The organism is Streptomyces silvae, assembly GCF_016745505.1.
Lineage (GTDB): Bacteria > Actinomycetota > Actinomycetes > Streptomycetales > Streptomycetaceae > Streptomyces > Streptomyces silvae.
This window is the reverse complement of sequence record NZ_JAERUC010000028.1, coordinates 73,730-92,721: the sequence shown is the minus strand read 5'-3', so window position 1 is coordinate 92,721 and position 18,992 is coordinate 73,730. Positions and strand designations below refer to the sequence as shown.

The window sequence follows — 18,992 nt, the reverse complement described above, 5'->3', positions numbered from 1 at the left end:
CCTGAAGCTGTCTTCAGGTCCGGTTTGGGAGGCTGTCCCCATGCGCCTGTTGATCGTGGAGGACGAGAAGCGCCTCGCGACGTCCCTCGCGAGGGGACTCACCGCCGAGGGCTTCGCCGTCGACGTCGTGCACGACGGCCTGGAGGGCCTGCACCTGGCCGGCCAGGGCCTCCACGACCTCGTGATCCTCGACATCATGCTGCCCGGGATGAACGGCTACCGGATCTGCGCCGCCCTGCGCGCCGCGGGGCACGAGACGCCGATCCTGATGCTGACCGCGAAGGACGGGGAGTACGACGAGGCGGAGGGGCTCGACACGGGCGCCGACGACTATCTGACCAAGCCGTTCTCGTACGTCGTGCTCGTCGCCCGGGTCCGGGCGCTGCTGCGCCGCCGCGCCGGCTCCGCCTCGCCGGTGCTGACCGCGGGCACCCTGCGGATGGACACCGCCGCCCGCCGGGTCCACCGGGGTGAGGAGGAAGTCGCCCTCACCGCCAAGGAGTTCGCCGTCCTGGAGCAGCTGGTGCTGCGGGCCGGCGAGGTGGTCAGCAAGGCGGACATCCTGGAGCACGTCTGGGACTTCGCCTACGACGGCGACCCCAACATCGTCGAGGTCTACATCAGCACCCTGCGCCGCAAGCTCGGCGCCACGGCGATCCGCACCGTACGCGGCGCGGGCTACCGGCTGGAGGCGCTGTGAGGTCCGTACGGGCGAGGGCCGCCCTGGGCGCCACCCTCGTCGTCGCCGTCGCGCTGGCCGCCGCGGGGCTGGCCGTCCTGCTGGTGCTGCGCGGCAACCTCACGGACCGGGCGGGGCTGGAGGCCGAGGTCACCGCGCGCGAGGTGGCCGGCGAGCTGGCGCTCGGCGCGACGTACGCGGAGCTGGACCTGGACGACGACGACCACCCGGTCCAGGTGACCGACGAGGAGGGACGCGTGGTGGCCGTCTCCAAGGACCTGGAGGCGGTCTCGGGGACCGGCACGGCAGGGGTCGTACCGGTGTCCCCGGCGCCCGCCCCCGGTCCGGGCGACGACGACGATGACGAGGACGACGACGGGAGCGACCCGCCCCGCAGCGAGGTCTCCTCCGATTCGCCCGACTTCACCAACGGCACCGCCACCGTCGACGGGGAGAAGGCGGACTACCGCTTCGCCGCCGTGGAGGTGACCACGAAGGAGGACGTCACCCTGACCGTCCACGCGGGCGCCCCGCTCGCGGCCGAGCAGGAGGCCGTGAACACCGTCCGCACCTCCATGCTGACCGGGCTGCCCGTCATGCTGCTCGTCGTCGCCGGAGTGACCTGGCTGGTCACCCGGCGCGCGCTGCGCCCGGTCGAGGGCATCCGGCGCGAACTGGCCGCGATCACGGCGTCCGAGGACCTGGCGCGCCGTGTGCCCGAACCCGACTCACGGGACGAGATCGCGCGGCTGGCCCGCACCACCAACGAGACCTTGACGGTGCTGGAGGCCTCGGTCGACCGGCAGCGGCGCTTCGTCGCCGACGCCTCGCACGAACTGCGCAGCCCGATCGCCTCGCTCCGCACCCAGCTGGAGGTGGGGGCGGCCCACCCGGAGCTGCTGGACCTGCCCGGCGCGGTCACCGACACCGTACGGCTCCAGGTGCTGGCCGCCGATCTGCTGCTGCTCGCCCGGCTGGACGCGGGGGAGCGGCCGGGGCGTACGGCGGTCGACCTGGGCGCCCTGGTCCGTGAGGAGGTCTCCCAGCGCACGGCGGACCGGATCGCGCCGCAGGTGTCCGTGGCGGACGGCCCGCTCGAAGTCGCCGGTTCACGCGGGCAGTTGGCCCGGGTCGTCGGCAATCTGCTCGACAACGCCGAGCGTCACGCGGAGCGTTCGGTGGCCGTCTCGGTGCGGGCGGAGCGGGACGAGGTCCTGGTGGAGGTCACCGACGACGGCCCGGGCGTACCTGAGGCCGAACAGGACCGGATCTTCGAGCGCTTCGTACGGCTGGACGACGCCCGCAGCCGCGACGACGGCGGGGCCGGGCTGGGCCTGGCCATCGCCCGTGATGTGGCCGCCCGGCACGGAGGCACGCTCACCGTGGGTACGGCGCCGTCCGGCGGCGCACGGTTCACGCTGCGGCTGCCGGGCCGGGAGCGCCCCTGAGGGTGTCCGCGTTACGGCTTGCCGCGCCGGCCGCGCAGGTGCTCCGCGATCGGGGTGAGCGCCGCGTGCAGTCCGGCGAGCTCCTCGGGGGAGAGCAGGTCCATGAAGTGCCGCCGTACCGACTCGACATGGTGCGGTGCGACCTTGCGCATCGTCTCGCCGCCCAGCTCGGTCAGGACCGCGAACAGTCCGCGGCGGTCCGACTCGCAGTGCTCGCGCCGGACCAGGCCGGCGTTCTCCATGCGGGTGATCTGGTGCGAGAGCCTGCTCTTGGACTGCAGGGTGGCGGCGGCGAGATCGCTCATCCGCATGCGCTGGTCGTCCGACTCCGAGAGGTTGACCAGGATCTCGTAGTCGTTCATGGTCAGCCCGAACGGCTGGAGGTCCTTCTCCAGCTGATGCGTCAGCAGCCTGCTGACGTCCAGGTGGGTGCGCCAGGCGCACTGCTCCGCGTCGGTCAGCCAGCGGGTGGCCGTCTCGGTCTCCATGTATGGATTCTACCTAAGATGTTGAAAGCTGGACGAAGTCGGGGAGTGTGACTCCGCGCACGCGCCTGCCGGGCGTCACACTCCGCAGACTACCGTTCACAGCCCGAAGCGACGCTGGAGGTCCCCCAGCTGGCCCGGCATGCGCGGGGTGGAGCCGTGTTGACCGCCGCCGCCCGGCACACCCGGCTCGTGCGGCACGGCGCCGGTCGCCTGCTCGGGCATCAGTACCTCGGTCGACTGGAGCAGGACCGTGCCCGCCCCGACGAACTCGAACTGGTGCTCCTCGCCCGAGGTGCCGCCGATCCCGGTCAGCGAGCGCAGCCCGCCCATCACGCCCCTCATGTATCCGTGGTCGTAGTGATGGCACGGGGAGGGGCAGTCCGCCCACCCGACCAGCGCCTGCGGGTCCACCCGCAGCGGCGGCTCCATGAAGACCACCGGGCCGTTGGACGCGGCGACGAACTTCCCCGTCCCGATCAGGGTGAGGAAGCCCGGCACGATCGACTGCTTCAGGGCCAGCGTCGGCTGGTAGGCCAGCAGGTTGCCGGACCGGATCGTCAGATTGCCGTCCTCCAGGTCGAAGGAGTTCACGTCGAAGGCCCGGTCGGCGAGCAGCATCTTGCCGCTGCCCTCCGCCACCACCCAGTCGCTCGCGTGCAGCGGGGAGTGGAAGCTCGTACGGACCAGCCGCTCGAAGCGCCCGTGCCCGATGCCGTTGAAGTCGATCTGCCCGTAGTAGGCGATCATCTTGCCCTTCTGCAGGAACCACTGGCTCCCCTTGAGCTCCACGCAGAAGGTGTAGGAGTTGACGTTGTCGTCGGACGGCAGCGTCATCGGGTCGAAGATCACGGGCGTGCTCACAGCTTCTCCTCCGACGCCTGGACGTACACCGCTCCGTTGCCGCTGAGCTCCAGCTGGAACGCCTCGCCGGAGCCGCGCCCCACCATGTCGCGCCAGCCGAGGGCGGTGGACAGCTTGTTGGTCACGGCCCCGTGGTGGGCGACGTACGCCTGGGGGTCCACATGGACCGGCCTGCCCTGCGTGATCGGCAGCTCGATCACGCCGCCGTGCGCCATCACCGCGACCGCGCCGTGGCCCTTGAGCGTCGTCGTGAACAGGCCCTGCCCGGTCACCTGGCCGCGCACCATGCCCATCACCCCGCCCTGCGAGCCCATGAACATCGTGCCCTGCTGGAGCGTCCCGTCGAAGGCGAGCAGCCGGTCGGCCTCCACGTAGAGGGTGTCGCCGGCCAGGTTGATCACCTGGATGTGGTGGCCCCCGTGGCCGAACATCACCGTGCCGCTGCCCTCGACGGTCATCAGCGGGGCGGCCTCGTTCGCCACCCGCCGGCCGATCATCGACCCGAGGCCGCCCTGCCCGCCCTGGATGTTCGGGGTGAAGGAGACGTCGCCCCGGTAGGCGAGCATCGCGCCCCGCTGGCTGTACATCGTCCGGCCGGGCTCCACCACGGCCTCGACCATCTTCGAGTTGATCTCACGGAACGGCATCAGACATCGCCCCCGACGGTGTTCCGCTCGCTGGGCTGCACATAGACGAGTCCGTCGCCCTCGAAGCGGATCTGGAAGGACTCGCCGGAACCCTCGCCCATGAGCGTGCGGAAGTTCACCCCGGACTGGAGGTGCTGCTGGAGCCTGCCCTGATGGGCGATGTAGGCGCCGGGGTCGACGTTCAGCGGGTACTGGGGGGTGACCCGCAGCACCACGGCGGAGCCGTCCGACATGATCGCCGCCTGGCCGGTGCCCTCGACGGTCGTGGTGAACAGGCCGTTGCCGCTCGCCCCGCCGCGGAGCCCCGTGAAGGTGGTCCCGGTGCGCAGCCCGGCGTCGGTGGCCAGCAGGTTGCTCGCCTCGACGTGCAGCTTCTCGCCGTGCAGCGAGACGAGGTTGATCTCGCTCGCCCGGTCGGCGAAATAGCAGGTCCCCTGCCCCTTCACCTCCATCATCTCCATCTGCTCGCCGGTCAGCCGGCGGGTCACCATGCCGCGCAGGCCCTCACCGCCGCCCGACATCTTCTTGAACGCCATCCGGCCGTCGTACGCGACCATCGAGCCGTTCTTCGCCTTGACGGCATCGCCCGTGAGGTCGACGGCGAGCGTCTTGCTGCCTTGGAGTCGGAACATCGCCACGGTGCGACGTTAGCCGCAGGAAAGGCGCGCGGACAGGGCCCGGGGAGCGATCCCGACCCCGAGGTGACCCTGATATGCGCCGATACGTGCTCCAGGGGCCTGTGCGGACCCCCCGCCCGGGAGGGCCGGGAGCGATGCCACAATGGCTTGTGCTTGTGCCTGCGTTCACAAGCCGACACGCCCCTCCCACCGAAGGTGCCCTCGTGGACATCAAGACCGCTTCCGCCCTGCACCGGCTGCGCCTCATCTCGCTTCCCGAGGCGCTGTCCTTCCCGGCGCTGATCCTCTTCGGCTCGGTGCTCAGCCGGGTCTCGGACATCGACTTCCTGATGATGCCGCTCGGCATGCTGCACGGCATCCTCTTCACGATCTACCTGGTGTTCCTGCTGGACGTGTGGGCCAAGGCCAAGTGGCCGTTCAAGCGTGTCGCCCTGTTCTTCCTCCTCGCGGTCCTGCCGTTCGGCGGGCTCTACGGCGAGAAGCTGCTCAAGAAGTACGAGGCCGACGGCGTCATCGCCGCCCGCGCCCGCGCCGAGGGGACGGTCAGCGCATGATCGTCGCCTTCTCCGTCAGCCCGCTGGGTGTCGGCGAGGACGTCGGCGAGTACGTCGCCGACGCCGTCCGGGTCGTCCGTGAATCCGGGCTGCCCAACCGCACCGACGCGATGTTCACCTCCATCGAGGGCGAGTGGGACGAGGTCATGGACGTCGTGAAGCGTGCCGTCGCCGCCGTCGAGGCACGCGCGGGCCGCGTCTCCCTGGTGCTGAAGGCCGACATCAGGCCGGGCGTCACCGACGGGCTCACCTCCAAGGTCGAGACGGTGGAGCGCCACCTCGCGGGCTGACCCCGCCGCACACCTGTCCGCACCCCCGCCTCCGGAGCTCCCGGTGCGGGGGTGTTCCCGTTCGGGCGAAGGAGCCCCTCGGTCGGACCCCGCCGGGTCGACACCGTGTCAGATGTCCCCTTCTGTGGGGATACCGGCATATCCGACCATGGGAGGCGTGATGCCGTCCGAGGGTCACGACCACGACAGCCGCGGCTGTCCCGCGGGTCCGCTCGCAGAGCCGACCGGGGCGAGGTACCGGGTGCGGTTCCGCCGCCCCCGGCGCACCGAGAGGTACCGAATACGAGCGGTCCTCCTGATGGCGCTCGCCCCGGCGGTCACCGGACTGCTGCTGCTCCACGTCCTGTGGCCCACGCACTGGACCGCGCGCGGGGAAGGCCGGAGGTGGCTGGTGCTCGCCGACTCCGTGGCGCTGGTCTCCGTCGGCGTGATCGAGCTCTTCGCGCTCGCCGGCGCCGCCGCCGTGGCCCACGCCGTGTCGGTGGCCAGGGACCCGGTCCCGGTGACGCCCGAGCCCGGCACCGTGCTCGCCTTCCTCCTCACGCACGTGCCGGGCAGGGAGCCGCTCTCCACGGTGCGGGCCAGCCTGGAGGGCGCCGTACGGATGCGGCACCCCGGCCCGCTGGACGTCTGGCTGCTCGACGAGGGCGACGACCCGGAGGCCCGGATGCTCTGCGCCGAGCTGGGCGTGCACCACTTCACCCGCCTCGGGGTGCCCGAGTGGAACCGCGCGGAGGGCCCGCACGAGGCGGGTACGGAGCACGGCAACTACAACGCCTGGCTCGCCAAGCACGGGGACGCCTACGACCTGTTCGCCCGCGTGGACACCGGACACGTCCCGGGGCAGGGGTTCCTGGAGCGGACGACGGGCTACTTCCGTGACCCCGACATCGCGTTCGTCGTCGGGCCCCGGCTCCGGACGGGCGCCGCGCCGGCCGGCCCCCGGGCCGCCGGTTCCCTGCGGGACGTCTTCCACGCGCTGAGCCAGCGGGCCGGCAACCGCTACGGCGCCCCCGCGTTCACCGGTACGGGCCACGTCGTACGCGTGGGTGCCCTGCGCCAGGCCGGCGGCTTCCACGAGTCCGTCACCGAGGACATCGCCACCGGCTTCGCGATCCACCGCCTGCGCAACCCGCTGAGCGGGCGCTACTGGCGCTCCGTCCACACCCCGGACGTCCCGGCCGTCGCGGAGGGCCCCGTCGCGCGGGCGGACGTCTTCACCCGGCGGCCGCGCAGCTCCCGGGAGGCGTACGGGAGGCTCGTCAGGCAGTACGCGAAGGCGCTGTTCCGGGTGGAGCCCGGACGGCTCCTCGGCTACACGCTCACGCTGGTCCGCCGCCCCCTGGCGGCCGTCACCTGCCTGTTCGCCGTGCTGAGCGGGCTGCTGGCCGTCACCCACCCCGCGCTGCGCGGCTGGGCGCTGGCGGCCCTGGTGACCGCGCTCGCCCCGGTGGTGGTGTGGTCCTTCGCGACGCTGCGGGAGCGCGAGGCGCGAGCCGCCCGCGACCGGTCGCGGGCGGCGGGACGCCCCGCCCAGGAGGCGGAGCCCGCCCTGGCCGCCGCCTCCCCGGCGGGTTCCCCCGCGGGCGGGAGCTGATCCGGGCGCGCTCAGTGCTCCTGGGCCGCCAGCGCGATGCCCAGCGGGGTGCGCTCGTACAGGACCTGGTGCCCGTAGCGCCGTGAGGTGAGCAGACCCGCGGCGCGCAGGGCCGAGAGGTGCGCGGACACGGAGGACGGGGCGAGTGAGAGCCGGTGGGCCAGCGCGCTCGTCCCCGCCGGTTCGCCGAGCGCGCAGAGCACGTCCGCGCGGGCCCGCCCCAGCAGCCGGGCGAGCGCGTCGGGCGTACGGTCGGCGGCCTCCGTCCACAGTCCGCCGATGCCGCGCGCGGGGTAGATCACGGCGGGCTGCCAGGGAGGTTCGTACCCCCCGACCACATCCGGCCAGACGAAGACGCTGGGCATCAGGACGAGGCCCTGGCCGCCCAGGACCCGGCTGTGGTTCCCGCTGGTGCCGGCCACCGTCAGGGTGGAGTCCGTCCAGCGCAGGCGGGGGCTGATCTCGCCGAGCAGCCGCTCGAAACCCACTTCGGCGAGGCGGCGCGAGTGGTAGGCGATGTCCGCCTCCAGCAGGGCGCGCAGCCGGGGCCAGTGCGGCTCGACCATCACCTCCCAGGCGCGCTCCAGCAGGTCCGCCAGCTCCTGGACCGCCCGCGCCGGCTCGGCCAGCATCCGCCGTCCGGCGGGGGAGCGCAGGGCGCCCGGGGTGTCGGCCAGCGCGAGCGCCATGTCGTCGCGGGCGGTGGCCGGATCCGTCGCGCGTACGGCCCCGATCTCCTCGGTGAAGGTGGCGAGCGGCCCGAGCGGCGGCGGGCAGATGAAGTCCGGGTTGTGGCCGCGCTCCGGCATCAGCAGCCACAGCGGCGCGAGGTCCAGCCCCGCGGCGCCCTCCCGGATCCGCCGCAGCCAGGGCAGGTGGTAGCCGTGCCGCGCGGGGCGGTGGAGCGTGCGGACGGCCTCCTGCGTCTCCCAGAGCGGGGAGAGCGCGAAGCGGCAGCGGAGCAGGTCGCTCTCGTCGAAGTACAGATGGAACGGCATGGCTCAACTTTCGGCGTGAGCCGAAAGTCTACGGAAGGGCGGGAGCGCTCGGCCAGGCTGCGTGCATGCCGAGCGACACCACCCCGGCGGGTACACCCCGCGACGAGCCCGCCGCGCAGGCGCTGTCCCCGGCCCTGCCTCCGGAGCGCACCTCCTCACCCGGCCCGGGCCCCGCCCCGGAGGCAGGCTCCACCCCCGGGAGCGGGGGCTACCGGGCCGTCTTCGCCGTACGGGAGTTCCGGGCGGTCTTCGCCGCCCACCTGCTCTCCCTCCTCGGCGTGGTCGTCAGCGAACTGGCGCTCACCGTGCTCGTCTACGACCTCACCGGCTCGCCCCTGCTCTCCGCCCTCACCTTCGCGCTGGGCTTCCTCCCGTACGTCGTCGGCGGCACGCTCCTCGCCGGGGTCGCCGACCGGTACCCCGCCCGCCGCACCCTCGTCACCTGCGACCTGATCTGCGCCGGCTGCGTCGCCGTGATGGTCCTCCCCGGCACCCCGGTCGGCGGGCTCCTCGCCCTGCGCTGCGCGGTGGCCGCGGTGGCCCCCGTCTTCACCGGGACGCGCACGGCGGCCCTCACCGACATCCTCGGGGAGGGCGACCTCTACGTCCTGGGGCGCTCGCTGCTCCGCCTGGTCTCGCAGGGCGCGATGCTCATCGGCTTCGGCGCGGGCGGGCTGCTGCTCACCGTGCTGTCCCCGCGCGGCGCGATCACGGTCACCGTGGTGACGTTCCTCTGCTCGGCGGCGCTGCTCCGGCTCGGCACCCTGGACCGGCCCGCCCGCGCGGGGGAGGCCGGCGGCGCCCTGCTCAGGGAGTCGCTCGCCGGGGCCCGCGCCGTCCTCGGCGACCGCCGGATCCTGGGGCTGCTCCTGCTCTTCTGGGTGCCGGCCGTCTTCATGGTCGCGCCGGAGGCCCTCGCGGCGCCGTACGCGGACGCGATCGGCGCCGGCCCCGCGGCCGTCGGACTGCTGATGTGCGCGATGGCCGTCGGCCACATCGGTGCCGAGCTGTACGTGGGGACCGCGCTCTCCCCCCGCGCCCGCTCCCGGATCACACTGCCGGTCGCGGCCCTGGGGCTGCTGCCCCTCGTGCTGTTCGCGTTCCGCCCGGGGACGGCCCTCGCCGTGGCGGCTCTCGTCCTGGCCGGGGCGGGTGCGGCGTACGTCATCGGGCTCGACCAGTGGTTCGTCGACGCGGTCCCCGAGCACCTGCGGGGCCGGGCCATGACGCTGCTCACCGCCGGGCTGATGACGTTCCAGGGGATCGGCATGGCCCTCGCGGGGCTGGCCGCCGAGTTCGTCCCCGTGCACCGGGTGGTCGCCTACTCGGGTGTGATCGGCACGGTCTGCACGCTCCTGCTGATCCTGGAGGTCCGTAGAACGCGTGTCCGGTACCGAAGTACGAGACGGTGCTGACCGCCATGTGACCAGTGGGTAAGGTCGGTGCCGTGCCGAAGCCGCTCAGCCTCCCCTTCGATCCCATCGCCCGCGCCGAGGAACTCTGGCACCGGCGCTGGGGGCCGGTGCCCTCCATGGGCGCGATCACCTCGATCATGCGTGCGCAGCAGATCCTGCTCGCCGAGGTGGACGCGGTGGTCAAACCGTACGGGCTGACGTTCGCCCGCTACGAGGCGCTGGTCCTGCTCACCTTCTCGCAGGCCGGTGAGCTGCCGATGTCCAAGATCGGTGAGCGTCTGATGGTGCACCCCACCTCCGTGACGAACACCGTCGACCGGCTGGTGCGCTCCGGCCTGGTCGCCAAGCGGCCCAACCCCAACGACGGGCGCGGAACGCTCGCCTCCATCACGGACAAGGGCCGCGAGGTCACCGAGGCGGCCAGTCAGGACCTGATGGCGATGGACTTCGGCCTCGGGGCGTACGACGACGAGGAGTGCGCCGAGATCTTCGCGATGCTGCGCCCGCTGCGGGTGGCCGCCCAGGACTTCGAGGACAAGTAAAGGCCCTCGTCGTGAGGGGCAGGGTGCCGCAAGATCGCCCCGGCCGCCCGGTTACGCTCGATGTCATGAAACGCAGTGTGCTGACCCGCTACCGGGTGATGGCCTACGTCACCGCCGTCATGCTGTTGATCCTGTGCGTCTGCATGATCTTCAAGTACGGCTTCGACACCGGTGAGGGTCTGACGCTCGTCGTCTCGCAGATCCACGGTGTCCTCTACATCATCTACCTGATCTTCGCCTTCGACCTCGGTTCCAAGGCGAAGTGGCCGGTCGGCAAGCTGCTCTGGGTGCTGATCTCCGGCACGATCCCGACCGCCGCGTTCTTCGTCGAGCGCAAGGTGGTCCGCGAGGTCGAGCCGCTGATCGCCGACGGCTCCCCGCAGGCCGTCAAGGCCTGACCGGAGACCACGAACCGCCCCGCGCGAAAGCGCCGGGCGGTTTGCCGTCGACATTTACTAGGACGTCCTAGTAAATTTGAACCATGGACGCTCACGCGATCGAGGAAGGCCGCCGCCGCTGGCAGGCCCGTTACGACAAGGCCCGCAAGCGCGACGCGGACTTCACCACGCTCTCCGGTGACCCGGTGGAGCCCGTCTACGGGCCCCGCCCCGGCGACACGTACGAGGGTTTCGAACGGATCGGCTGGCCCGGCGAGTACCCCTTCACCCGGGGGCTGCACGCCACCGGCTACCGGGGCCGCACCTGGACCATCCGCCAGTTCGCCGGCTTCGGCAACGCCCAGCAGACCAACGAGCGCTACAAGACCATCCTGGCCAACGGCGGCGGCGGACTCAGCGTCGCCTTCGACATGCCGACCCTGATGGGCCGCGACTCCGACGACCCCCGCTCGCTCGGCGAGGTCGGCCACTGCGGCGTCGCCATCGACTCCGCCGCCGACATGGAGGTCCTCTTCCAGGACATCCCGCTCGGCGACGTCACCACCTCGATGACGATCAGCGGGCCCGCCGTCCCCGTCTTCTGCATGTACCTGGTCGCCGCCGAGCGCCAGGGCATCGACCCCGGCGTGCTCAACGGCACGCTCCAGACGGACATCTTCAAGGAGTACATCGCGCAGAAGGAGTGGCTCTTCCAGCCCGAGCCCCATCTGCGCCTCATCGGCGACCTGATGGAGCACTGCGCCCGCGACATCCCCGCCTACAAGCCGCTCTCGGTCTCCGGCTACCACATCCGCGAGGCCGGGGCCACGGCCGCGCAGGAGCTCGCGTACACCCTCGCCGACGGTTTCGGGTACGTGGAGCTCGGCCTCTCCCGCGGGCTCGACGTCGACACCTTCGCCCCCGGGCTCTCCTTCTTCTTCGACGCGCACCTCGACTTCTTCGAGGAGATCGCCAAGTTCCGCGCCGCCCGCCGGATCTGGGCCCGCTGGATGAAGGAGACGTACGGCGCGAAGACCGACAAGGCGCAGTGGCTCCGCTTCCACACCCAGACCGCCGGCGTCTCGCTCACCGCCCAGCAGCCGTACAACAACGTCGTACGCACCGCGGTCGAGGCGCTCTCCGCCGTCCTCGGCGGCACCAACTCCCTGCACACCAACGCCCTGGACGAGACGCTCGCGCTCCCCTCCGAGCAGGCCGCCGAGATCGCGCTGCGCACCCAGCAGGTCCTCATGGAGGAGACCGGCGTCGCCAACGTCGCCGACCCGCTGGGCGGTTCCTGGTACGTCGAGCAGCTCACCGACCGCATCGAGGCCGACGCCGAGAAGATCTTCGAGCAGATCAGGGAGCGCGGCACCCGGGCGCACCCGGACGGCAAGCACCCCATCGGGCCGATGACGTCCGGGATCCTGCGGGGCATCGAGGACGGCTGGTTCACCGGCGAGACCGCCGAATCCGCCTTCCGGTACCAGCAGTCGCTGGAGAAGGGCGAGAAGCGCGTCGTCGGCGTCAACGTCCACCACGGGTCCGTCACCGGCGACCTGGAGATCCTGCGGGTCAGCCACGAGGTGGAGCGCGAGCAGGTGCGCGAGCTCGCCGGGCGCAAGGAAGGCCGTGAGGAGGGGAAGGTCCGGGGTGCGCTGGACGCGATGCTGGCCGCGGCACGCGACGGATCGAACATGATCGTGCCGATGCTGGAGGCCGTACGGGCCGAGGCGACCCTCGGGGAGATCTGCGGGGTGCTGCGCGACGAGTGGGGCGTCTACACGGAGCCGCCCGGCTTCTGAGCCGCGGTCAGTCCGCCTGCGAGGCCGCGGCCCCCAGGCCGGAGAGCAGCAGCAGGGTGAAGCGCTGGGCCCAGTCGGCGTCGACGGGCTCGGCGCTCACCAGCGCCCGGTGCACGACGGCACCGGCGATCACGTCGAAGATCAGGTCGGCGGTGCGGGCCGCCACCACCTCGTCCGGCTCGGCGGGCAGTTCGCCGCGCTCCTGCGCGCGCTCCCGCCCCTGGAGCACGAGGCGCTTCTGCCGGTTCACTATGGAATCGCGTATACGGTCCCGGAGCGCCTCGTCCCGCGTCGACTCGGCGACCACCGCCATCAGCGCCGTCTTGGTCTCCGGCCGCTCCAGCAGCGCCGCGAACTGGAGGACCACGGCCTCCACGTCGGCCGCGAGGCTGCCGAGGTCGGGCAGTTCCAGCTCGTCGAAGAGCACGGCGACCGCGTCCACCACCAGCTCGTTCTTGCCGGCCCAGCGGCGGTAGAGCGTCGTCTTGGCGACCCCCGCCCGCGTCGCCACATCGCCCATCGTCAGCTTCGACCAGCCGAGGTCGACCAGCGACGCGCGGGTCGCCTCGAGGATCGCGGCATCGGCTTCGGCACTGCGGGGTCGTCCGGACCGGGCGGGTCCGGTGGGGCTGCGGCTCAGCATGCGGCGACCATACCGGCCGGTAAGTACTGCTGACCGGTCCGGGGATCCGTGAGACAGATCACCGCTCGCTCTTGCCCCGGAGGGGGTCCTGCCAGTTACGCTACGGGTCGTAGCGTAAGGAGCGACGGTCCGCCGTCGTTGCGCCACGACTGATCGACAGCCACAGGCGGCGGGTGGGGACCCGGCGCCGAACACGGGGTTTTTCAGGGCCCCGGGACCGTTTCCGTCCGCGCGCCGCGCACACCGGCGTGGCTGTGGACGGGACCGGTTCGCGGATCGCTTTCCGGAACAGTGCGCACAGGGGGGAGGATGTACGTATGCAGCCTAGGAACATGTCCATGAGCGGCGTCGTCGACCTCGCCGCTGTGAAGGCGGCCGGCGACGCCAAGGCGAAGGCGGAGCAGGCCCGCGCGGAGTCCGCCCGGCAGGGGGGCAGCGGTGCCGTCGCACCCGCCTCCCTGGTGATCGACGTCGACGAGGCGGGCTTCGAGACCGACGTCCTCCAGCGCTCCACCGAAGTGCCCGTCGTCATCGACTTCTGGGCCGAGTGGTGCGAGCCGTGCAAGCAGCTCGGCCCGCTCCTGGAGCGCCTCGCCGTCGAGTACAACGGCCGCTTCGTGCTGGCCAAGGTCGATGTCGACGCCAACCAGATGCTGATGCAGCAGTTCGGGATCCAGGGCATCCCGGCGGTCTTCGCCGTGGTGGCCGGACAGGCCCTCCCGCTCTTCCAGGGCGCGGCCCCCGAGAGCCAGATCCGCCAGACGCTGGACCAGCTGATCCAGGTCGGCGAGGAGCGGTTCGGCCTCACCGGGATCGCCGTCGACCCGGACGCCGGAGCCGGCGGCGAGGACAGTGCCCCCGCCGAGGTGCCCGCCGGACCGTACGACGCGCAGCTGGAAGCCGCCGCGCAGGCGCTCGACGCCAACGACTTCGACGGCGCGGTCCAGGCGTACCGGAGCGTCCTGGCCGACGACCCGGCCAACACCGAGGCCAAGCTGGGCCTCGCCCAGGCCGAACTGCTGGGCCGCGTCGCCGGCCTGGACCCGCAGCAGGTCCGCAAGGACGCCGCGGAGAACCCGGCCGAGCCGGCCGCGCAGATGGCCGCCGCGGACCTGGACCTCGTGGGCGGTCATGTCGAGGACGCCTTCGGACGGCTCGTCGAGACGGTCCGCCGGAATTTCGGCGACGACCGCGACGCCGTACGGGTGCGGCTCCTGGAGCTCTTCGAGGTGATCGGCCCCGACGATCCGCGGGTGGTCGCGGCCCGGACCGCCCTGGCGCGCGTCTTGTTCTGATGTGACAACACGGCCGTGGAGCCCTTGGGGCGCCACGGCCGTTTTCGCGGGTGAACGACAATCAACACGTGTGCTTTACCAAAACTTGATAAAAGTACGCGCTGTTACTCGCAGTAAATCGCCCTCAGTGGTCTGTCCGGTTTCGGGCTGTAATCCTGCTGTTCGCGCGTCCCTTTGGTGCCACCCTGTGTGGCCGGGCGGTACCCCCCTGTCGCATCCTGGTTATCGGGTCGTTACTAGTCAGTAACGACCCCCCTTGTGTCACGGCCGCGAATGCACCACGATCGGCCACGCTCGGTCCAATACCCGCCGGCACGACGGCCAGTCGGCGCAGGTGGGTCTGTTGGGTCCCCACCGGGTGGTCGGCGGCAGTGGCGCCGATCGCGGACAGGGGGGTTCCTGCCCCTGGGCAGGGCCTGTCCGAACCGGCCGCGCAGACGCGCGGCCAGTGGTTGTCGCTCGGGGGTGATCGCCGGTGATTCGGATGCGGTACGCGCCTCCGGTCCGGGCGCTCTCCTTCCCGAGGACGTAGCACTTCTCCCATCCCAGGGCGGGCACCATGCCCGTACCGGAGATGTACGTCCGAGAAGGAGGAAATTTATGAGTTCTCAGGTTCGCGGTGGTACCAGATGGAAGCGTTTTGCTCTGGTCATGGTGCCGAGCGTCGTCGCGACCGCCGCAGTCGGCGTCGGCCTGGCGCAGGGCGCGCTCGCCGCGTCGTTCAGCGTCTCCGGCCAGAGCTTCAAGGTCTCCACCGACAAGCTCGTCGGTGAGGACTTCGTCCAGTACGGCAGCGTCGCGGTCGGCAAGGACCTCAAGGGCAACGACGCGGCGCACCCGGTGGCGGTGTCGGGCTTCAGCAAGGCCACGATCACCAACATGTGCCAGTCGGTCGTCACGCCCGACCTGCCCTTCGGCCTCGGCAGCGTCAGCCTTCAGCTGAAGGCGGGCACCGACCCGAAGAAGCCCGTCGAGGCGACGAACCTCTACCTCGACGTGGCCCAGCTCGACGCGGACGCGTACTTCGAGAACATCGACATCGGCGTCGCCGCCGGTTCGGTGGGCAAGCCCGGTATCCAGTCCGGCACCGAGAAGGCCGTCAACCCGAACGGCTTCGCGCAGCGCGCCAAGAAGGCCACGCTGTCCAACGTGGAGCAGACGGCGTGGGCAACCACGGCCGGCACCTTCAAGCTCAGCAACCTGAGCCTGAAGCTGCACAAGGGCGTCAAGGAGTGCTTCTAGCACTCGCCCGGGCGGCCGGAGTCCCGTGAGGGCCTCCGGCTGCCCACCCCTTCTCTTCTCACAGCAGTACCGGTTCCAGGGAGCTGTTTTCCATGAGCCCCGAGTCCACAGGGCAGAACGAGCACTACCTCACCGTCTACCGGCGGGGATTCCGCACCTGGCGGGGTAACCGGCCGTTCTGGGCGGGCCTGTTCACCATTCTGGGTGGTCTACCCATCGCGTACTTCCCGTACGCCAACATGCACCTCGGCAACATGACGATCGCGATGTCCACCACCGCGGGGGCGGGATCGCTGATCATCGGGGTCCTGCTCATCACGCTGGGCCTCACGATGTGGTTCCACCACATCGTGCGGGTGTTCGCGGGTGTCGCCGCGATCCTGCTCGCGCTGATCTCCATCCCCGTCGCCAACATCGGCGGCTTCATCGTCGGCTTCCTGTTCTCCCTTCTCGGCGGAGCCCTCTCGATCGCCTGGGTACCGGGCGAGGCGAAGGCCCCGGAGGCCGGCGGCGCGGAGGCACAGCGGTCCGCGGACAGCACCTCCGAGGTGCCGGAGCAGCGTCAGGAGTCCCACGACACCGCCGAGGCCCCGCGGAGGCCGACGCTGTTCAAGGCGGCGGTGGAGGCCGACGGCGGGAGGCATCGTGCGGGGTGATGACAGGCAGTTGAACGACATCGGTCCGGAGGATCTTCCGGACCGAAGAGGGCCCCGCCACGCGGCGCCCAGGAAGTCGCTCCTGACGAAGCTCCACATGCCCGCGGGCAAGAAGGCGTTCGCGCTCGCCGCGATGCCGACGGCCGTCTTCGTGGGCATGGGCCTCACCCCCAAGCTGGCCATGGCCGACGACAGCTCGGACATCCCCTTCGCGCCCGGACCGTGCGTCACCCGCTCCGACGAGCCGTCCGAATCGCAGGAGCCCGAGGCGGAGCCGACCCCGAGCGCCACGCCGTCCGACGACGCCGGCAAGGACGACGCCGGCAAGGACGACGCGGGCAAGGACGACGCGACGACGGCTCCGAAGCCCTCGGCGAGCGCGAGCGCCTCCGAGGACGGCAAGGCCGAGGAGAGCGCCGGGGACAAGGCCGCCACGTCGGCCACCCCCACGCCCACCGAGTCGAAGAACCCCCTCGACCCGCTGGGTGTCGGAGACGCGCTGAAGGACCTCTTCGACGGACCGGACAAGGAGACTGCCGAGCCGTCCCCCAGTGCCACCACCGAGGCCCCGAAGCCGTCCGCGAGCGCCACCACGAAGCCCGTCGAGAAGGCCACGGGCGCGGCGAAGGACACGGTCGACAAGACCACCGACGCCATCCGTGACGCGGCGGAGAAGGCCGGCAAGGGCGTCGAGGAGCTCGACGACGACGTCAAGGGCCTCGACCCGGTCAAGGACGAGGACATCCCGGACGGCGCCAAGGAGCGCTTCCCCTGCCCGACCGCCGACCCCGAGGCGCTCGCCGCGGCCGATCTGGAGCAGGGCGTCCCGCTGCTCCCGGACGACCCGTGGACGCTGGAGACCTCGAAGCTCACGCTCACGGGGCTCGACTACGCGGGCATCGTCGAGGTGAAGACGTACAACGGCAGCGTCAAGAAGGTGCTGAAGTTCACCGCCGACACCATCGACATCAAGGACCTGCACCAGCTGACGAAGGGTCCGGCCGGCACCACCGGTCACGTCAAGGCGGAGGCGGGTTCCACCTCCACCATCCGCAACGGCACCGTGACGATGTACACGGAGGAGCTGAAGGGCAACCTCTTCGGCATCATCCCCGTCACCTTCAGCCCGGAGACCCCGCCGCCGCTGAACGTGCCGTTCGCCTTCTTCACCAACGCCACGGTGAAGCAGGCAGGGCAGTTCGGCGGATCGCTCAAGGTCCCCGGCCTGCAGAACTACTTCACCGGCGGCAACAGCTGACCGAAGACCCGTCCGGGAGCCGCACGACGACCGTGGCCCGCACCCCCGACGGGGGGTGCGGGCCACGGTCGTCGTGCGGCGTACGGCGTCAGGCGCGCTCGCCGCTCAGGTGGTGCACCCGGACCATGTTGGTGGTGCCGGGGACGCCGGGGGGCGAGCCGGCCGTGATGACCATCGTGTCGCCGTCGCTGTAGCGGTTCAGCTTCAGCAACTCGGCGTCGACCAGGTCGACCATGGCGTCCGTGTTGTCCACGTGCGGCACGACGTAGGACTCGACGCCCCAGCTCAGCGCGAGCTGGTTGCGGGTGGACTCCTCGGTGGTGAAGGCCAGGATCGGCTGGGCCGTGCGGTAGCGGGAGAGACGGCGGGCGGTGTCACCGGACTTGGTGAAGGCGACCAGCGCCTTGCCGTCCAGGAAGTCCGCGATCTCGCAGGCCGCGCGGGCCACCGAACCGCCCTGCGTACGGGGCTTCTTGCCCGGCACGAGCGGCTGGAGGCCCTTGGAGAGGAGCTCCTCCTCGGCGGCGACGACGATCTTCGCCATCGTCTTGACCGTCTCGATCGGGTACGCGCCGACGGAGGACTCCGCCGACAGCATGACCGCGTCCGCGCCGTCCAGGATCGCGTTGGCGACGTCGGACGCCTCGGCGCGGGTCGGCCGCGAGTTGGTGATCATCGACTCCATCATCTGGGTCGCCACGATCACCGGCTTGGCGTTGCGGCGGCACAGCTCGATGAGGCGCTTCTGCACCATCGGGACCTTCTCGAGCGGATACTCGACGGCGAGGTCACCACGGGCGACCATCACACCGTCGAAGGCGGCGACGACGCCCTCCATGTGCTCGACGGCCTGCGGCTTCTCGACCTTGGCGATGACGGGGACCCGGCGGCCCTCCTCGTCCATCACCTTGTGCACGTCCTTGACGTCCTCGGCGTCCCGTACGAAGGACAGCGCGACCAGGTCGCAGCCCATCCGCAGGGCGAACCGCAGGTCCTCGACGTCCTTCTCGGACAGCGCGGGGACGTTGACCGCCGCGCCGGGGAGGTTGATCCCCTTGTGGTCGGAGATGACACCGCCCTCGATGACGATGCTCGTGACCCGGGGGCCGTCGACCGAGACGACCTTCAGCTCGACGTTGCCGTCGTTGATCAGGATCGGGTCGCCCTTGGCGACGTCACCGGGCAGCCCCTTGTAGGTGGTGCCGCAGATCGACTTGTCACCGGGGACGTCCTCGGAGGTGATGACGAACTCGTCCCCGCGGACCAGCTCGACAGGGCCCTCGGCGAACTTCCCGAGGCGGATCTTGGGGCCCTGGAGGTCGGCGAGCACGGCGACGGCGCGGCCGGTCTCGGTCGCGGCCTTGCGGACGCGGTCGTAACGGCCTTGGTGCTCCTCGTGGGTACCGTGACTGAAGTTGAAACGGGCCACGCTCATGCCGGCCTCGATCAGAGCGACGAGCTGCTCATGGGAGTCGACGGCGGGACCGAGGGTGCAGACGATTTTGGAACGGCGCATGAGGCGGATCCTATCGGTTTGTTTCACTGCGGAATATTCCGTC

Annotated in this window: 20 protein-coding genes; 13 read left to right on the top strand and 7 right to left on the bottom strand. The window is 71.1% G+C overall.

The genetic code is table 11. The annotated features are described in order from the left end of the window. Nucleotides 1-40 precede the first annotated feature (40 nt). Nucleotides 41-700, top strand: coding sequence for a response regulator transcription factor (locus tag JKV81_RS04820; RefSeq protein ID WP_124274722.1), 660 nt, complete (start codon nt 41-43; stop codon nt 698-700). After that, on the top strand, nt 697-2,127 hold the full coding sequence (locus JKV81_RS04815) for a sensor histidine kinase (RefSeq protein ID WP_202074984.1): 1,431 nt from the start codon (nt 697-699) through the stop codon (nt 2,125-2,127). The genes JKV81_RS04820 and JKV81_RS04815 overlap by 4 nt, the downstream gene beginning before the upstream one ends. 11 nt (nt 2,128-2,138) lie before the next feature. On the opposite strand, the gene JKV81_RS04810 is transcribed toward JKV81_RS04815, so the two are convergent. From JKV81_RS04810 to JKV81_RS04795, 4 genes are all read right to left on the bottom strand, one after another. Beyond that, the gene (locus tag JKV81_RS04810; RefSeq protein ID WP_129265471.1) at nt 2,139-2,615 is read right to left on the bottom strand and encodes a MarR family winged helix-turn-helix transcriptional regulator; all 477 of its coding nucleotides are present in this window, start codon (nt 2,613-2,615) and stop codon (nt 2,139-2,141) included. A gap of 96 nt (nt 2,616-2,711) precedes the next feature. Further along, nucleotides 2,712-3,476, bottom strand: a complete 765-nt coding sequence (locus JKV81_RS04805) for an AIM24 family protein (RefSeq protein WP_124274725.1) — start codon at nt 3,474-3,476, stop codon at nt 2,712-2,714. After that, complete coding sequence (locus JKV81_RS04800; RefSeq protein ID WP_099174428.1) at nt 3,473-4,123, bottom strand: AIM24 family protein; 651 nt, start codon at nt 4,121-4,123, stop codon at nt 3,473-3,475. The genes JKV81_RS04805 and JKV81_RS04800 overlap by 4 nt, the downstream gene beginning before the upstream one ends. Beyond that, nucleotides 4,123-4,755 carry an AIM24 family protein gene (locus tag JKV81_RS04795; RefSeq protein WP_202074992.1) on the bottom strand — a complete coding sequence of 211 codons (633 nt, stop codon included), beginning with the start codon at nt 4,753-4,755 and terminating at the stop codon, nt 4,123-4,125. The genes JKV81_RS04800 and JKV81_RS04795 overlap by 1 nt, the downstream gene beginning before the upstream one ends. Nucleotides 4,756-4,964: 209 nt before the next feature. On the opposite strand from JKV81_RS04795, the gene JKV81_RS04790 reads away from it, so the two are divergent. The 3 genes from JKV81_RS04790 (at nt 4,965) to JKV81_RS04780 (ending at nt 7,202) form a co-directional block, all read left to right on the top strand. Beyond that, nucleotides 4,965-5,315 (top strand): DUF3817 domain-containing protein, encoded by a 351-nt coding sequence (locus tag JKV81_RS04790; RefSeq protein WP_099174426.1) that lies wholly within the window; start codon nt 4,965-4,967, stop codon nt 5,313-5,315. After that, entirely contained in the window at nt 5,312-5,605 is a 294-nt protein-coding gene (locus JKV81_RS04785) for an MTH1187 family thiamine-binding protein (RefSeq protein WP_015578763.1), read from the top strand. Before JKV81_RS04790 ends, JKV81_RS04785 begins: the two co-directional genes overlap by 4 nt. A 298-nt stretch (nt 5,606-5,903) precedes the next feature. Beyond that, on the top strand, nt 5,904-7,202 hold the full coding sequence (locus JKV81_RS04780) for a glycosyltransferase family 2 protein (protein ID WP_307820486.1): 1,299 nt from the start codon (nt 5,904-5,906) through the stop codon (nt 7,200-7,202). A gap of 11 nt (nt 7,203-7,213) precedes the next feature. Here the strand turns inward: JKV81_RS04780 and JKV81_RS04775 are convergent, their stop codons facing one another. Then, complete coding sequence (locus JKV81_RS04775; RefSeq protein WP_129265472.1) at nt 7,214-8,200, bottom strand: ArsR/SmtB family transcription factor; 987 nt, start codon at nt 8,198-8,200, stop codon at nt 7,214-7,216. Between the two features lie 65 nt (nt 8,201-8,265). Between JKV81_RS04775 and JKV81_RS04770 the strand changes: the two genes are divergently transcribed. From JKV81_RS04770 to icmA, 4 genes are all read left to right on the top strand, one after another. Further along, nucleotides 8,266-9,615, top strand: a complete 1,350-nt coding sequence (locus tag JKV81_RS04770; RefSeq protein WP_202074982.1) for an MFS transporter — start codon at nt 8,266-8,268, stop codon at nt 9,613-9,615. 32 nt (nt 9,616-9,647) lie between these two features. Beyond that, a complete protein-coding gene (locus JKV81_RS04765) occupies nt 9,648-10,157 on the top strand; it encodes a MarR family winged helix-turn-helix transcriptional regulator (protein WP_129265474.1) in 510 nt (169 codons plus the stop codon). Nucleotides 10,158-10,222: 65 nt separating this feature from the next. Then, nucleotides 10,223-10,555, top strand: a complete 333-nt coding sequence (locus JKV81_RS04760; protein ID WP_099174422.1) for a DUF3817 domain-containing protein — start codon at nt 10,223-10,225, stop codon at nt 10,553-10,555. A gap of 83 nt (nt 10,556-10,638) precedes the next feature. Beyond that, nucleotides 10,639-12,339, top strand: coding sequence for a coenzyme B12-dependent isobutyryl-CoA mutase large subunit (gene icmA, locus JKV81_RS04755; protein WP_129265475.1), 1,701 nt, complete (start codon nt 10,639-10,641; stop codon nt 12,337-12,339). A 7-nt stretch (nt 12,340-12,346) separates the two neighbouring features. Here icmA and JKV81_RS04750 read toward each other — a convergent pair whose 3' ends face one another. Next, entirely contained in the window at nt 12,347-12,982 is a 636-nt protein-coding gene (locus JKV81_RS04750; RefSeq protein WP_129265476.1) for a TetR/AcrR family transcriptional regulator, read from the bottom strand. A 317-nt stretch (nt 12,983-13,299) separates the two neighbouring features. Here JKV81_RS04750 and JKV81_RS04745 point away from each other — a divergent pair, with 317 nt between their 5' ends. The 4 genes from JKV81_RS04745 to JKV81_RS04730 all read left to right on the top strand — a co-directional run bounded on the left by JKV81_RS04745 (nt 13,300) and on the right by JKV81_RS04730 (nt 17,433). Then, nucleotides 13,300-14,277 (top strand): tetratricopeptide repeat protein, encoded by a 978-nt coding sequence (locus tag JKV81_RS04745; protein WP_202074981.1) that lies wholly within the window; start codon nt 13,300-13,302, stop codon nt 14,275-14,277. A gap of 600 nt (nt 14,278-14,877) precedes the next feature. Then, nucleotides 14,878-15,519 carry a DUF6230 family protein gene (locus tag JKV81_RS04740; protein ID WP_124274746.1) on the top strand — a complete coding sequence of 214 codons (642 nt, stop codon included), beginning with the start codon at nt 14,878-14,880 and terminating at the stop codon, nt 15,517-15,519. A 92-nt stretch (nt 15,520-15,611) separates the two neighbouring features. Continuing rightward, nucleotides 15,612-16,175 (top strand): DUF6114 domain-containing protein, encoded by a 564-nt coding sequence (locus tag JKV81_RS04735; protein ID WP_124274747.1) that lies wholly within the window; start codon nt 15,612-15,614, stop codon nt 16,173-16,175. Then, nucleotides 16,165-17,433, top strand: a complete 1,269-nt coding sequence (locus JKV81_RS04730; RefSeq protein ID WP_129265479.1) for a hypothetical protein — start codon at nt 16,165-16,167, stop codon at nt 17,431-17,433. Before JKV81_RS04735 ends, JKV81_RS04730 begins: the two co-directional genes overlap by 11 nt. 88 nt (nt 17,434-17,521) lie before the next feature. On the opposite strand, the gene pyk is transcribed toward JKV81_RS04730, so the two are convergent. Next, nucleotides 17,522-18,949, bottom strand: coding sequence for a pyruvate kinase (gene pyk, locus JKV81_RS04725; protein ID WP_129265480.1), 1,428 nt, complete (start codon nt 18,947-18,949; stop codon nt 17,522-17,524). Nucleotides 18,950-18,992 lie beyond the last annotated feature (43 nt).

What these genes read in the sequence shown, in the direction of transcription:
- JKV81_RS04820 (WP_124274722.1), top strand. Translation starts at nt 41, where the DNA reads ATGCGCCTGTTGATCGTGGAGGACGAGAAGCGCCTCGCGACGTCCCTC.
- JKV81_RS04810 (WP_129265471.1), bottom strand. Translation starts at nt 2,615, where the DNA reads ATGGAGACCGAGACGGCCACCCGCTGGCTGACCGACGCGGAGCAGTGC.
- JKV81_RS04800 (WP_099174428.1), bottom strand. Translation starts at nt 4,123, where the DNA reads ATGCCGTTCCGTGAGATCAACTCGAAGATGGTCGAGGCCGTGGTGGAG.
- JKV81_RS04795 (WP_202074992.1), bottom strand. Translation starts at nt 4,755, where the DNA reads ATGTTCCGACTCCAAGGCAGCAAGACGCTCGCCGTCGACCTCACGGGC.
- JKV81_RS04785 (WP_015578763.1), top strand. Translation starts at nt 5,312, where the DNA reads ATGATCGTCGCCTTCTCCGTCAGCCCGCTGGGTGTCGGCGAGGACGTC.
- JKV81_RS04780 (WP_307820486.1), top strand. Translation starts at nt 5,904, where the DNA reads ATGGCGCTCGCCCCGGCGGTCACCGGACTGCTGCTGCTCCACGTCCTG.
- JKV81_RS04775 (WP_129265472.1), bottom strand. Translation starts at nt 8,200, where the DNA reads ATGCCGTTCCATCTGTACTTCGACGAGAGCGACCTGCTCCGCTGCCGC.
- JKV81_RS04770 (WP_202074982.1), top strand. Translation starts at nt 8,266, where the DNA reads ATGCCGAGCGACACCACCCCGGCGGGTACACCCCGCGACGAGCCCGCC.
- JKV81_RS04760 (WP_099174422.1), top strand. Translation starts at nt 10,223, where the DNA reads ATGAAACGCAGTGTGCTGACCCGCTACCGGGTGATGGCCTACGTCACC.
- icmA (WP_129265475.1), top strand. Translation starts at nt 10,639, where the DNA reads ATGGACGCTCACGCGATCGAGGAAGGCCGCCGCCGCTGGCAGGCCCGT.
- JKV81_RS04750 (WP_129265476.1), bottom strand. Translation starts at nt 12,982, where the DNA reads ATGCTGAGCCGCAGCCCCACCGGACCCGCCCGGTCCGGACGACCCCGC.
- JKV81_RS04745 (WP_202074981.1), top strand. Translation starts at nt 13,300, where the DNA reads ATGCAGCCTAGGAACATGTCCATGAGCGGCGTCGTCGACCTCGCCGCT.
- JKV81_RS04740 (WP_124274746.1), top strand. Translation starts at nt 14,878, where the DNA reads ATGAGTTCTCAGGTTCGCGGTGGTACCAGATGGAAGCGTTTTGCTCTG.
- JKV81_RS04735 (WP_124274747.1), top strand. Translation starts at nt 15,612, where the DNA reads ATGAGCCCCGAGTCCACAGGGCAGAACGAGCACTACCTCACCGTCTAC.
- pyk (WP_129265480.1), bottom strand. Translation starts at nt 18,949, where the DNA reads ATGCGCCGTTCCAAAATCGTCTGCACCCTCGGTCCCGCCGTCGACTCC.